Origin of the sequence: Citrobacter sp. W9, from assembly GCF_026719375.1 — a bacterium.
Classification (GTDB): domain Bacteria; phylum Pseudomonadota; class Gammaproteobacteria; order Enterobacterales; family Enterobacteriaceae; genus Citrobacter; species Citrobacter werkmanii.
In genome coordinates this window covers 49,073-62,269 of the sequence record NZ_JAPPTE010000006.1, presented here as the reverse complement: position 1 = coordinate 62,269, position 13,197 = coordinate 49,073, and the positions used below count along the sequence as shown (strand labels likewise).

12 protein-coding genes and 1 other RNA gene are annotated in these 13,197 nt (G+C 53.8%); 8 read left to right on the top strand and 5 right to left on the bottom strand.

Translation table 11 applies throughout. The features are described 5' to 3' along the window. Window positions 1-136 precede the first annotated feature (136 nt). From zapA to OOJ59_RS11180, 3 genes are all read left to right on the top strand, one after another. A complete protein-coding gene (gene zapA, locus OOJ59_RS11190) occupies window positions 137-466 on the top strand; it encodes a cell division protein ZapA (protein WP_003026980.1) in 330 nt (109 codons plus the stop codon). Window positions 467-507: 41 nt separating this feature from the next. Continuing rightward, window positions 508-691: non-coding RNA, 6S RNA (ssrS, locus tag OOJ59_RS11185), on the top strand. A 19-nt stretch (window positions 692-710) separates the two neighbouring features. Then, on the top strand, window positions 711-1,307 hold the full coding sequence (locus OOJ59_RS11180) for a 5-formyltetrahydrofolate cyclo-ligase (RefSeq protein ID WP_038633522.1): 597 nt from the start codon (window positions 711-713) through the stop codon (window positions 1,305-1,307). Between the two features lie 380 nt (window positions 1,308-1,687). Here the strand turns inward: OOJ59_RS11180 and serA are convergent, their stop codons facing one another. Together serA and rpiA are read right to left on the bottom strand one after the other, a co-directional pair. Then, window positions 1,688-2,920 (bottom strand): phosphoglycerate dehydrogenase, encoded by a 1,233-nt coding sequence (gene serA / locus OOJ59_RS11175; RefSeq protein WP_006686878.1) that lies wholly within the window; start codon window positions 2,918-2,920, stop codon window positions 1,688-1,690. Between the two features lie 270 nt (window positions 2,921-3,190). Further along, a complete protein-coding gene (rpiA, locus tag OOJ59_RS11170; protein ID WP_016154364.1) occupies window positions 3,191-3,850 on the bottom strand; it encodes a ribose-5-phosphate isomerase RpiA in 660 nt (219 codons plus the stop codon). 170 nt (window positions 3,851-4,020) lie between these two features. On the opposite strand from rpiA, the gene argP reads away from it, so the two are divergent. From argP to OOJ59_RS11145, 5 genes are all read left to right on the top strand, one after another. After that, window positions 4,021-4,914, top strand: coding sequence for a DNA-binding transcriptional regulator ArgP (gene argP / locus OOJ59_RS11165; RefSeq protein ID WP_032940465.1), 894 nt, complete (start codon window positions 4,021-4,023; stop codon window positions 4,912-4,914). Window positions 4,915-5,147: 233 nt separating this feature from the next. Continuing rightward, on the top strand, window positions 5,148-7,292 hold the full coding sequence (gene scpA / locus OOJ59_RS11160) for a methylmalonyl-CoA mutase (protein WP_069324812.1): 2,145 nt from the start codon (window positions 5,148-5,150) through the stop codon (window positions 7,290-7,292). Then, on the top strand, window positions 7,285-8,280 hold the full coding sequence (gene meaB / locus OOJ59_RS11155) for a methylmalonyl Co-A mutase-associated GTPase MeaB (protein ID WP_160955393.1): 996 nt from the start codon (window positions 7,285-7,287) through the stop codon (window positions 8,278-8,280). Before scpA ends, meaB begins: the two co-directional genes overlap by 8 nt. Before the next feature lie 10 nt (window positions 8,281-8,290). After that, window positions 8,291-9,076: a methylmalonyl-CoA decarboxylase gene (gene scpB / locus OOJ59_RS11150; RefSeq protein ID WP_079226013.1), complete on the top strand. Its 786-nt coding sequence runs from the start codon at window positions 8,291-8,293 to the stop codon at window positions 9,074-9,076. Window positions 9,077-9,100: 24 nt separating this feature from the next. Next, entirely contained in the window at window positions 9,101-10,567 is a 1,467-nt protein-coding gene (locus OOJ59_RS11145) for an acetyl-CoA hydrolase/transferase family protein (RefSeq protein WP_038633535.1), read from the top strand. Here the strand turns inward: OOJ59_RS11145 and srsR are convergent. The 3 genes from srsR to argO form a co-directional block, all read right to left on the bottom strand. Further along, the gene (srsR, locus tag OOJ59_RS11140) at window positions 10,564-11,460 is read right to left on the bottom strand and encodes a LysR family transcriptional regulator SrsR (protein ID WP_038633537.1); all 897 of its coding nucleotides are present in this window, start codon (window positions 11,458-11,460) and stop codon (window positions 10,564-10,566) included. The genes OOJ59_RS11145 and srsR overlap by 4 nt on opposite strands. Before the next feature lie 123 nt (window positions 11,461-11,583). Beyond that, window positions 11,584-12,330: an oxidative stress defense protein gene (locus OOJ59_RS11135; protein ID WP_003027002.1), complete on the bottom strand. Its 747-nt coding sequence runs from the start codon at window positions 12,328-12,330 to the stop codon at window positions 11,584-11,586. A 93-nt stretch (window positions 12,331-12,423) separates the two neighbouring features. Further along, the gene (argO, locus tag OOJ59_RS11130; RefSeq protein WP_038642859.1) at window positions 12,424-13,059 is read right to left on the bottom strand and encodes an arginine exporter ArgO; all 636 of its coding nucleotides are present in this window, start codon (window positions 13,057-13,059) and stop codon (window positions 12,424-12,426) included. Window positions 13,060-13,197 lie beyond the last annotated feature (138 nt).

Genomic DNA, 13,197 nt, shown 5'->3' with positions numbered 1-13,197 from the left:
TGATATGCTACCACTTTGGACCCTGGTGGACCAGAAAAGGGCTTGTATCTTGATACCAGGGTAGCTATAGTGTCGCCCCTTCGCGGACCCAAGGTCTGGAGACGAAGGCAGCGCAGTCAATCAGCAGGAAGGTGGCATGTCTGCACAACCCGTCGATATCCAAATATTTGGCCGTTCACTGCGAGTGAATTGCCCGCCTGAACAAAGGGATGCGTTGAATCAGGCTGCGGACGATCTCAATCAGCGATTGCAAGATCTGAAAGTTCGCACTAGAGTCACAAATACTGAGCAGTTGGTTTTCATCGCCGCGTTGAACATCAGCTATGAATTAACTCAGGAAAAAGCGAAGACGCGTGAGTACGCGGCGAGCATGGAACAACGTATTCGGATGCTGCAACAGACCATCGAACAAGCGTTGCTTGATCAGGGTCGCATAACCGAAAAAACGGGCCAAAACTTTGAATAACACTTTTCGGTTTACTGTGGTAGAGTGACCGTGAAGACAAAATTTCTCTGAGATGTTTGCAAGCGGGCCAGTCCCCTGAGCCGATATTTCATACCACAAGAATGTGGCGCTCCACGGTTGGTGAGCATGCTCGGCCCGTCCGAGAAGCCTTAAAACTGTGACGACACATTCACCTTGAACCAAGGGTTCAAGGGTTACAGCCTGCGGCGGCATCTCGGAGATTCCCTTCTACCTGGCAACAGCCATGACACTACTTTCTGAACTCCCTTTATCTCGACAAGAAATACGCACACTGATTCGTCAGCGTCGCCGTGCGCTTACCAGCGATCAGCAACAACAATTTGGTCAGCAAGCCGCGACCAGAATGCTCAGTTTTCCCCCTGTTGTTCTTGCCCATACCGTAGCGGTGTTTCTCTCTTTCGATGGCGAACTCGACACCCAACCGCTGATCGAACAGCTGTGGCGAGCGGGTAAGCGCGTCTACCTTCCGGTTCTTCATCCCTTCAGCCCTGGCAACCTGCTGTTCCTGCACTATCATCCGCAGAGTGCGCTGGTGACCAACCGCTTAAAGATCCAGGAGCCGCGACTTGATGTCCGCGACGTATTGCCACTGGCAAAGCTGGATGTACTGGTTACGCCGTTAGTCGCGTTTGATGAAGACGGGCAGCGCCTGGGCATGGGCGGCGGATTTTATGACCGTACGTTGCAAAACTGGCAGCAGCATAAGATCCAGCCCGTGGGCTACGCGCATGATTGCCAGTTAGTGGAAAAGCTGCCTGTCGAAGAGTGGGATATCCCACTGCCTGCGGTGGTGACACCATCCAAAATTTGGCAGTGGTAGCCGTTTTTTGCCGATTGACAGCGCCGTTTTTTTGACCTAAATTCCTCGGTGAAGGGTGAGGGAGGCGAACCTCCCTCCTGCGTACTCTCTGTTAATATGCTGGGCAAGCGATGATTAACAGGATCAGCAGCATGATGACGTATCTCATCATCGTCCCTTTCCTTTTTAGAGCCCCTGCTTCGGTAGGGGCTTTCCCGTTTCAGCGCGATGCTGAGCCCCTATCGTAAATTTCTTTTAGTGCTGTACAACACGCAGCACTGCCTTTAGTTGCCAATTGCGGCAAGGCTCGAAAACAGAATGTATGCGTTACAGAAAGAAATTTTGAGGCAGGGAAATCAGAGGAAAGATGGGCAGGTCATCGCCTGCCCATTTAGAGGAAATTAGTACAGCAGACGGGCGCGAATGGTTCCCGGAAGGGCTTTCATCGCCAGCAGCGCTTTTTCCGCCACATCTTCATCCGCTTCAATATCGATGACCACATAACCTACCTGCGCGGAAGTCTGCAGATACTGCGCGGCAATGTTGACGCCCTGCTCGGCAAAAATCTGGTTCAGCGCGGTCAGAACGCCAGGACGGTTTTCGTGAATGTGCATCAGACGACGACCACCGTGCAGCGGCAGCGAAACTTCCGGGAAGTTAACCGCAGACAGCGTGGAGCCGTTGTCGGAATACTTGATCAGTTTCCCCGCCACTTCCAGACCGATATTTTCCTGTGCTTCCAGCGTGGAACCACCAATATGCGGCGTCAGGATCACGTTGTCGAAATCACACAGCGGCGAAGTGAACGGATCGCTGTTCGTTGCCGGTTCGGTTGGGAACACGTCAATTGCCGCCCCTGCAAGATGTTTGGTCGCTAACGCGTCGCACAACGCAGGAATATCAACCACCGTACCGCGTGCGGCGTTAATCAGCAGCGCGCCCGGTTTCATCAGCGAAATCTCACGCGCGCCCATCAGGTTTTTGGTAGAGGCATTTTCCGGCACGTGCAGGCTCACCACGTCGCTCATATTGAGCAGGTCGGAAAGATGCTGAACCTGCGTGGCGTTACCCAGCGGAAGTTTATTTTCAATATCATAGAAATAGACATGCATCCCCAGCGATTCCGCCAGAATGCCTAACTGAGTACCGATGTGCCCGTAGCCGATGATCCCCAGTTTTTTGCCACGCGCTTCAAAAGAGCCAGTAGCCAGTTTATTCCACACGCCGCGGTGCGCTTTGGCATTCGCTTCTGGTACGCCGCGTAGCAGTAGCAGCAGTTCGCCAATCACCAGTTCAGCAACGGAACGTGTGTTAGAGAATGGCGCGTTAAACACCGGGATCCCGCGCTTTGCCGCAGCGCTAAGATCAACCTGGTTGGTGCCGATGCAGAAGCAACCAATCGCGACCAGTTTTTCTGCGGCGGCAATTACATCTTCAGTCAGATGGGTACGGGATCGCAGGCCAATGAAGTGAGCATCACGGATGGACTCTTTCAGTTGTTCGGTGTCCAGAGCGCCTTTGTGAAACTCGATGTTGGTATAACCTGCTGCACGAAGGCTCTCGAGTGCTTTTTGGTGCACGCCTTCTACCAGCAGAAATTTAATCTTATCTTTCTCCAGTGATACCTTTGCCATTTCCCCGACCCTGTCTTTTTTGTCCAATCTGATGTGTTGTGTGTGGGATTTTCATCCGCCTCTTCAACATATCAAAAAATAATATTGCAGCAATATGAACGTTTGCGTCGTCATGCTGAGGAAATGTCATTCAGCGGGAAATGTCAGAGGAAAATACTGGCGATAACTTTTTCTTTGGAGAGATCGGCAGGGCAATATTGTAAACGTGACACAAGTCACCAAATTTGCCCTGCCAAAATTTTTTTAACGGGAGAAGACGCTCCCATCAGATCATTTTACGATAGTTTTCACGCCGTCTGGGGTACCGATCAGCGCGACATCCGCACCACGGTTAGCGAACAAACCTACGGTTACCACGCCCGGAATCGCATTAATGGCGTTTTCCAGTGCGATAGCGTCGAGGATTTCCAGACCATGCACGTCAAGGATCACGTTACCATTGTCAGTTACCACGCCCTGACGGTATTCAGGACGACCGCCCAGCTTCACCAACTGGCGAGCCACTGCGCTACGCGCCATTGGGATAACTTCTACCGGCAACGGGAAGTTACCGAGAATATCGACTTCTTTGGACGCGTCAGCGATGCAAATAAATTTCTTCGCCACGGAAGCAATGATTTTTTCACGGGTCAACGCTGCGCCACCGCCTTTAATCATCTGCATATGGCCGTTGATTTCATCTGCGCCGTCAACGTAGACGCCGAGGCTGTCCACTTCGTTAAGATCGAACACGTGGATGCCAAGGCTTTTGAGTTTTTCGGTCGAGGCGTCAGAACTGGACACCGCGCCTTCAATCTGACCTTTCATTGTGCCCAGCGCATCAATAAAGTGTGCGGCTGTTGAACCTGTACCTACGCCCACAATGGTACCGGGCTGTACATACTGAAGTGCCGCCCATCCTACTGCTTTTTTCAGTTCATCCTGCGTCATGATCGTTTCGCCTGTGGTGTGAATATGGTGGGAAAATTCACGCGCATTATAGAACATTGTGCAGAAAAATGTCCCCACACCCGCTCCCGGGTGGCTGATTTCGTCTTTACCCAACCCAAATTTGTGTCATAGTGCAGAACAAGCAAAAATTTCAGGAGTGCGCCAAAGCAATGAAACGTCCGGACTACAGAACACTACAAGCACTGGATGCGGTTATTCGTGAACGAGGATTTGAGCGCGCGGCGCAAAAGCTGTGCATCACGCAATCCGCCGTTTCACAGCGCATAAAACAGCTTGAGAATATGTTCGGACAGCCGCTGCTGGTGCGTACAGTACCGCCTCGCCCTACTGAACAAGGGCAGAAACTCCTGGCGCTTTTACGCCAGGTTGAACTGCTGGAAGATGAGTGGCTGGGTGATGAGCAAACTGGCTCCACGCCGCTGCTGCTTTCGCTGGCGGTGAACGCCGACAGTCTGGCAACCTGGTTGCTTCCGGCGCTGGCCCCGGTACTGGCTAATTCACCGATTCGGCTGAACCTGCAGGTTGAGGATGAAACGCGAACGCAGGAACGTCTGCGCCGTGGTGAAGTGGTCGGTGCGGTGAGTATTCAACATCAGGCGCTGCCAAGCTGTCTGGTGGATAAACTTGGCGCGCTGGATTACCTGTTTGTGGGTTCAAAAGCGTTCGCCGAGCGCTATTTCCCGAACGGCGTCACTCGCTCTGCCCTGCTGAAAGCCCCGGCGGTCGCGTTTGACCATCTTGATGATATGCATCAGGCGTTCCTGCAACAAAACTTCGATCTGCCGCCAGGCAGCGTGCCGTGCCATATCGTTAACTCATCAGAAGCCTTCGTCCAGTTGGCCCGTCAGGGCACGACCTGCTGCATGATCCCGCACTTACAGATAGAAAAAGAGCTGGAAAGCGGTGAGCTCATCGACTTGACGCCGGGCCTGTTCCAGCGTCGGATGTTGTACTGGCACCGTTTTGCGCCGGAAAGCCGGATGATGCGCAACGTTACCGACGCGCTGCTGGCTTACGGTCACAACGTACTGCGTCAGGATTAAACTGTTTGTAGCCTCTGAGTGCCGGATGGCGGCGTAACGCCTTATCCGGCCTACCCCCTCTTACCGCTTTTTCATGTTATTCCCGCCACGTCTTTGAAATACATCACAAAATAAAACATACCACGCGGCAAAAAACGACGCCCTGTTGGCTATTTTTTGCTGGCGACAAGCCAAATGAAAAAGCTCACCGTATCTCGTAAAGATTCAACTTATTGCGTAATACGGAGCAAAAAATGGCTAACGTGCAAGAGTGGCAAACACTTGCCAATAAAGAACTCAGTCGACGGGAAAAAACCGTTGAGTCGCTGGAAAGACAGACGGCGGAAGGGATTGTCATCAAGCCGCTGTACACCGAGGCTGACCTCGATAATCTGGAAGTCACGGGCACCCTGCCCGGCCTGCCGCCTTACGTGCGCGGCCCACGCGCCACCATGTATACCGCGCAGCCGTGGACCATCCGCCAGTATGCCGGTTTCTCTACCGCCAAAGAATCCAACGCCTTTTACCGCCGCAACCTCGCCGCCGGACAAAAAGGGCTTTCCGTTGCCTTTGACCTTGCCACCCACCGCGGCTATGACTCTGACAACCCGCGCGTGGCGGGCGATGTCGGCAAAGCGGGCGTGGCGATCGATACCGTCGAAGATATGAAGGTGCTGTTTGATCAGATCCCGCTGGATAAGATGTCGGTGTCGATGACGATGAACGGCGCGGTGCTGCCGGTACTGGCGTTTTATATCGTCGCGGCTGAGGAACAAGGCGTAACGCCGGAACAGCTCACCGGGACCATTCAGAACGATATTCTGAAAGAGTATCTGTGCCGCAACACCTACATCTATCCACCAAAACCTTCAATGCGCATCATCGCCGACATCATCGCCTGGTGCTCCGCCAATATGCCGCGTTATAACACCATCAGTATCAGCGGTTATCACATGGGGGAAGCCGGAGCGAACTGCGTTCAGCAGGTGGCGTTTACGCTGGCTGACGGCATTGAGTACATCAAAGCCGCACTGTCTGCCGGGCTGAAAATTGATGACTTCGCCCCGCGTCTGTCATTCTTCTTCGGTATCGGCATGGATCTGTTTATGAACGTCGCCATGCTGCGCGCGGCTCGCTATTTGTGGAGTGAAGCCGTCAGCGGTTTTGGCGCAACCAACCCGAAATCTCTCGCTCTGCGTACCCACTGCCAGACCTCCGGCTGGAGTCTGACCGAGCAGGATCCCTACAACAACGTGATCCGCACAACCATTGAAGCGCTCGGCGCCACGCTTGGCGGCACCCAGTCGCTGCACACCAACGCCTTTGATGAAGCGCTCGGTCTGCCCACCGATTTCTCCGCCCGCATCGCGCGTAATACACAGATCATTATTCAGGAGGAGTCAGAGATCTGCCGCACCGTCGATCCGCTGGCCGGATCGTACTACGTCGAATCATTGACCGATCAAATCGTGAAGCAGGCGCGCACGATCATTAAACAAATTGATGAAGCGGGCGGCATGGCGAAGGCGATTGAAGCTGGACTCCCCAAACGGATGATCGAAGAAGCTTCGGCGCGCGAGCAGTCGCTGATCGACCAGGGCAAACGCGTCATCGTTGGCGTGAACAAGTACAAGCTGGATAAAGAAGACGAAACGTCGGTACTGGAAATCGACAACGTGAAGGTGCGCAACGAACAGATTGCTTCGTTGCAGCATATCCGCGCAACTCGCGACAATGATGCCGTCAACGCCGCGCTGACGGCGCTGACCCACGCCGCGCAGCATAATGAAAATCTGCTGGCCGCCGCCGTTAATGCCGCCCGCGTTCGCGCCACGCTCGGTGAGATCTCCGACGCGCTGGAAGCCGCTTTTGACCGCTATCTGGTGCCCAGCCAGTGCGTCACCGGCGTGATTGCGCAAAGCTATCACCAGTCCGACAAATCCGCCAATGAGTTCGACGCCATTGTTGCGCAAACCGAACAGTTCCTCGCGGAAAATGGTCGCCGACCTCGGATCCTGATCGCCAAGATGGGCCAGGATGGTCACGATCGCGGCGCGAAAGTGATCGCCAGCGCCTACTCCGATCTCGGCTTCGACGTCGATCTCAGTCCGATGTTCTCCACGCCAGAAGAGATCGCCCGTCTGGCGGTAGAAAACGATGTACATGTCATAGGCGCATCGTCACTGGCTGCAGGGCATAAGACGTTGATCCCTGAACTGGTCACGGCGCTCAAAGGCTGGGGACGCGCAGATATCTGCGTGGTGGCAGGCGGTGTGATACCACCACAGGACTACGCCTTCCTGTACGAGCATGGCGTGGCAGCCATTTATGGCCCCGGCACGCCAATGCTCGACAGCGTCCGCGATGTATTGACCCGGATCAGTCAGCATCATGATTAACGCCGCCACGCTTGACGATGCCGTCCGACGCTTGCGGCGCGGTGAACGGGCCACGCTTGCCCAGGCGATGACGCTGGTTGAGAGCAGCCACCCGCGCCACCAGCCACTGAGTACGCAATTGCTGGACGCGATAATGCCGTTCACCGGTAACGCGCTGCGTCTGGGCATCACTGGCACGCCGGGCGCGGGCAAAAGCACCTTTCTGGAGGCGTTCGGTATGCTGTTGATCCGTCGGGGATTACGGGTGGCAGTGATTGCGGTCGATCCCAGTAGTCCCGTTAGCGGCGGCAGCATTCTTGGCGATAAAACCCGGATGACGGAACTGTCCCGCGCAGAATCGGCATTTATTCGCCCGGTTCCTTCCAGCGGTCATTTAGGCGGCGCCAGCCAGCGTGCCGGTGAATTAATGCTGTTGTGCGAGGCGGCGGGCTTTGACGTGGTGATTGTGGAAACCGTCGGCGTCGGGCAGTCAGAAACTGAAGTCGCCGGCATGGTGGATTGCTTTATCTCACTGCAAATTGCCGGCGGTGGCGACGATTTGCAGGGCATCAAAAAGGGCCTGATGGAGATGGCGGATCTGGTCGTCATCAACAAGGACGACGGTGATAACCGTAACCAGGTTGCCATCGCCCGCCATATGTACGAATCCGCCCTGCATATTCTGCGCCGCAAGTATGACGAGTGGCAGCCGCAGGTTCTGGCCTGTAGCGCCCTGGAAAAACGTGGCATCGAGGAGATTTGGCAGGCGATAACTGACTTTAAAACGTGCCTTACCGTCAGCGGTCGACTGGAAAAAGTCCGCCAGCAGCAAGCGGTGGACTGGTTACACAAGCAGGCTGAAGAAGAAGCTTTGCATCTGCTGTTTACCCGGACTGATTTCGACCGTTATTTCCAGCAGACGCTGCAGGCCGTCAAAAATAACGACCTTTCGCCGCGTACCGGTCTGCGTCACATCAGTGAATTTATCCAGCATCATTACTTTGAATAAAGAGAACATTATGTCTTATCAATACGTCAACGTAGTCATCATCCAGAAAGTCGCGGTTATTGAGTTCAATTACACCCGCAAACTCAATGCGCTGAGCAAAGTGTTTATCGACGATCTGATGCAGGCGCTGAGCGATCTTAATCGTCCGGAAATTCGCTGCATCATTCTGCGCGCCCCGAGCGGGGCCAAAGTGTTCTCTGCCGGACATGATATTCATGAACTCCCCTCCGGACGTCGCGATCCGCTCTCCTATGACGATCCGCTGCGCCAGATCACCCGCATGATCCAGAAATATCCAAAACCGGTGATCTCCATGGTTGAGGGGAGCGTCTGGGGCGGCGCGTTTGAGATGATCATGAGTTCCGATCTGATCATCGCCGCTGAAACCTCTACCTTCTCGATGACACCGGTCAACCTCGGGGTACCGTATAACCTGGTCGGCATCCACAACCTGACCCGCGATGCTGGATTCCACATCGTGAAAGAGCTGATCTTTACCGCCTCGCCGATTACCGCTCAGCGTGCGATGGCCGTCGGGATCCTCAACCATGTGGTTCCTGTCGACGAACTGGAGGATTTCACTCTGCAAATGGCGCACCACATCTCGGAGAAAGCGCCGCTGGCCATCGCCGTCATTAAAGAAGAACTGCGCGTGCTGGGCGAAGCGCACACCATGAACTCAGACGAATTTGAGCGTATTCAGGGCATGCGCCGCGCGGTGTACGACAGCGAGGATTATCAGGAAGGGATGAACGCGTTTATGGAAAAACGTAAACCCAATTTTGTCGGCCATTAATCACGCCCGAGGAAGGAGACGGCCATGAAACGGATGAGTGCCGAAGAAGCGGCAGAAATTATCCAGCACGACGATATGGTGGCATTCAGCGGCTTTACCCCTGCGGGTTCGCCAAAAGCATTACCTAACGCAATTGCTCAACTCGCCTGCGAACGGCATCAGGTCGGGCAACCTTTTCAAATCCGCCTGCTGACAGGAGCCTCAATTGGCGCTGCCGCTGATGATGCGCTATCCGCGGCGGATGCCGTTTCCTGGCGGGCGCCTTATCAAACATCATCTGGCCTGCGCGAGAAAATTAATCAGGGCCAGGTGAGGTTTGTCGATCTCCATTTGAGCGAAGTGGCGCAAATGGTCAATTATGGCTTTTTTGGCGAGATCGATGTTGCCGTCATTGAAGCCTCCGCCATTGCGCCAGATGGTCGGATTTGGCTTTCCAGCGGCATCGGCAACGCGCCGACCTGGCTGCTGCGGGCGAAAAAGGTGATTATCGAACTGAATCATTACCATAACCCGCGCGTGGCGGAGTTTGCCGACATTGTGATACCCGGCGCGCCGCCGCGGCGAAACAGCGTACCGATTTTTCACACCATGGATCGCGTGGGCAGCCAGTGTGTGCAGATAGACCCGAAAAAAATTATCGCGGTCGTGGATACCGAACTACCCGATGCCGGAAATGCCGCGGATAAAAGCAACCCGGTCAGCCAGCAAATTGCCGATAACGTGGTTACATTTCTGCTGGCGGAAATGGCGCACAAACGCATCCCAGCGGAATTCCTGCCCTTACAAAGCGGCGTGGGCAATATCAACAACGCGGTAATGGCGCGACTGGGCGAGAACCCGGATATTCCACCCTTTATGATGTATTCCGAGGTGTTGCAAGAATCTGTGGTGCATCTGCTGGAAACGGGCAAGATAACCGGCGCCAGCGCCTCCAGTTTGACCATTTCAGCCCCATCGCTGCAGAAGATTTATGACAACATGGACTTCTTCGCCAGTCGGATTGTGCTGCGCCCGCAGGAGATTTCCAATAACCCGGAAATCATTCGTCGGCTGGGCGTCATTGCGCTCAATGTCGGTCTGGAGTTTGACATCTACGGTCATGCCAATTCCACACACGTAGCAGGTGTGAACCTGATGAATGGCATTGGCGGCAGCGGCGATTTCGAGCGCAACGCCTACCTGTCGATCTTTATGGCGCCGTCGATTGCCAAAGGCGGGAAAATCTCCACCATCGTACCGATGTGCAGCCATGTCGATCACAGCGAACATAGCGTCAAAGTGATCGTTACCGAACAGGGAATTGCCGATCTGCGTGGGTTATCTCCGATGCAGCGGGCGCACACGATTATCGATAACTGTGCGCATCCTCTGTATCGGGACTACCTGCACCGTTATCTGGAACGAGCGCCCGGCGGGCATATCCATCACGATCTCAGCCATGCGTTCGATCTGCATCGTAACCTGATCGAAACCGGATCGATGCTCGTTTAACTTGCCGTACCCTCACGATCTTCAGCAATATGCTGAAGCATCGTGGCGGTATAACGATGGTTTTTCAGCGAATAGAGAAATTCCTGCATATACATAGGGCTGCCGGGCGCATCAAAATATTTCAACGTCGAGGGGTTAACCAGCCGCCAGGCAAAATGGGGGATCACCGTCAAAAACTGCCCACGCTCCACCGCGCTAATCTTGGCCATAAAGCTGTACGGGCGGTAGATAATCGTCGGATGAATTCCGCAGGGCCGCATGTAAGCATCGAGCATCGCCTCAAAGTTGGCGCGATTCTGGAAGCGCATTTGCAGCCATGGCAGCTCACGTAGCAGCTCATGCGGCTGTTTTTCTTCGTAGCGCCGGGAAACGAGAAACCCCAGACGCAGCGGAGACAACTCGCTAATCGCCAGATTTTCCAGTTCCTGCACGCGAGGGGAAACGTGCTGCGGTGAGATAATAAAATCCAGTTTCCGATCGAACAGGTTATCGATCACCCCATTCTCGCTGAATTCAATGGCCTGAGCCGTCACGCCATCGTACTTGTCGCCAAGGCTAATCAACTGGTCGAAAATAATCGTTGGATAGGTATTGTCGATGCCGATGACGATTTCTCGCGAGCGGCGAGAGGCGTTATGGATTTCGTTATCAATAGCAGAGAGACGCTGATAAACAGGGAACAGTTTCTGATAGAGCTCCTGCCCGGCTTTATTCAGGCTGATGTTGTTATCTTTGCGGGTAAACAGCGTATAGCCGATTTGATCTTCCAGTGCGGCAATGCTTTTACCGAAAGGCGATGCGGTCATATGGATTTTTTCTGCCGCTCTGGCGATGTTATTGGTTTGCGCCAGCAGAATGAAATTACGCATCTTTTTCGAGATAAAAATATCCATAGCGTCCCCTTAAAAATCGCTATGGCCTATCCTCATTACGGCGAAAAAAAAGACTGGATGTGAGATCTCATTTTTACAGTTGCTCACAGAAAAAACCCGGCTGGAAGGCCGGGTTTAAAAAGATTACTGGGTTTTGGCAGGTGTTGCTGCCGGCTGCCCCGCCGTCGGTTCAATCTGGAAGACCACATCAACCTGATCGTCAAACTGAATAACCGGCTGTTCGTAGGTTTCCTGAGCGGATGCCGCAGGCGCTGCATCTGCTTTCATCATCCGTACCATCGGGCTCGGCTGATAATTGGACACGTGGTAGCGCACACTATAAACGGGTCCCAGTTTGCTGTTAAAGCCCGCCGCCAGCTGTTCAGCCTGATGAATTGCATCATCAATTGCCGCTTTACGCGCCTTATCTTTGTAGGCATCCGGTTGGGCGACGCCAAGCGATACCGAACGGATCTCATTCAGACCAGCCTTTAGCGCGCCATCAAGCAGAGCGTTGAGTTTGTCCAGCTGACGCAGCGTCACTTCAACGGTACGCACCGCACGATAACCTTTGAGGATGCTTTTGCCGTTCTGGTAATCGTAGTCCGGCTGCGTGCGCAGGTTGGCAGCGCTAATGTCTTTCTTCGCTATCTGATTCTGCTCAAGGAAGGACAGATATTGCGCCACGCGCTCATCGGCTTGCTTCTTCGCTGAAGCCGCATCCTTCGCAGCAACATTGACTTCAATCGCCAGGGTGGCGATATCAGGCGTTGCATCCACGCTTGCCGTTCCGGAAGTCACGATGTGCGGTCCGTTTGGCAGCTCATTTGCCTGTACCGATAGTGCGCTGAATCCGACTAATGCCGCCAGGGCCATTATTTTGAACTTCACAGTCGTTCCTCCATGTTTCATTAATTACCCCGAAACTCAGGGCACATGCAGGCAAGCTTAGCCGATCTCGCTGCGTTGTCCATCAGACAACACTTAGTTGAACAGCGCATGAACATGCGTAACACCTTCTTTTGCCAGCTGAAAAGCGATAAACCACATCACTAATCCTACTAAGATATTGATGATGCGCTGTGCTTTAGCAGTGCGCAGACGCGGCGCCAGCCAGGCCGCCAGCAATGCCAGACCAAAGAACCACAGGAACGAGGCGCTGACGGTACCCAGCGCAAACCAGCGCTTAGGTTCAACGTCCAGTTGGCCTCCGAGACTCCCCAACACCACAAAGGTATCCAGATAAACGTGTGGGTTAAGCCAGGTCACCGCCAGCATAGTGGCGATGATTTTCCAGCGCCCCTGCTTCATTACTTCAGCGCTGGCCAGTTCCAGATTACTGCTCATCGCCGTTTTTAACGCACCGAAACCGTACCAGAGTAGAAACGCCACTCCCCCCCAGGTGACCAGCGCCATCAGCCACGGTGACTGCATCAGCAAGGCGCTACCGCCAAAAATCCCCGCGCAAATCAGCACCAGATCGCTGATGGCACAGAGTAATGCAATCATGATGTGATACTGGCGACGAATGCCCTGATTCATTACAAAGGCGTTTTGCGGACCAAGCGGTAGTATCATGGCCGCGCCAAGCGCAAGCCCTTGAAAATAATAAGATAACACGTTACTCATCCCGAACTATTTCTCTTAGGAGCAGACTATAGCGCGGGAGAATCATTAGCGGAAATTGATAATATTAATCGTAGATTAGAGAAATTAATGAGAAGATATTTTGCCGGATAGCAGCTAACGCCTTCTCCG

Excerpts from the sequence above, each read along its gene's own strand:
- OOJ59_RS11180 (WP_038633522.1), top strand. The coding sequence starts at position 711 with ATGACACTACTTTCTGAACTCCCTTTATCTCGACAAGAAATACGCACA.
- scpB (WP_079226013.1), top strand. The coding sequence starts at position 8,291 with ATGTCTTATCAATACGTCAACGTAGTCATCATCCAGAAAGTCGCGGTT.
- OOJ59_RS11145 (WP_038633535.1), top strand. The coding sequence starts at position 9,101 with ATGAAACGGATGAGTGCCGAAGAAGCGGCAGAAATTATCCAGCACGAC.
- serA (WP_006686878.1), bottom strand. The coding sequence starts at position 2,920 with ATGGCAAAGGTATCACTGGAGAAAGATAAGATTAAATTTCTGCTGGTA.
- meaB (WP_160955393.1), top strand. The coding sequence starts at position 7,285 with ATGATTAACGCCGCCACGCTTGACGATGCCGTCCGACGCTTGCGGCGC.
- rpiA (WP_016154364.1), bottom strand. The coding sequence starts at position 3,850 with ATGACGCAGGATGAACTGAAAAAAGCAGTAGGATGGGCGGCACTTCAG.
- scpA (WP_069324812.1), top strand. The coding sequence starts at position 5,148 with ATGGCTAACGTGCAAGAGTGGCAAACACTTGCCAATAAAGAACTCAGT.
- srsR (WP_038633537.1), bottom strand. The coding sequence starts at position 11,460 with ATGGATATTTTTATCTCGAAAAAGATGCGTAATTTCATTCTGCTGGCG.
- zapA (WP_003026980.1), top strand. The coding sequence starts at position 137 with ATGTCTGCACAACCCGTCGATATCCAAATATTTGGCCGTTCACTGCGA.
- argP (WP_032940465.1), top strand. The coding sequence starts at position 4,021 with ATGAAACGTCCGGACTACAGAACACTACAAGCACTGGATGCGGTTATT.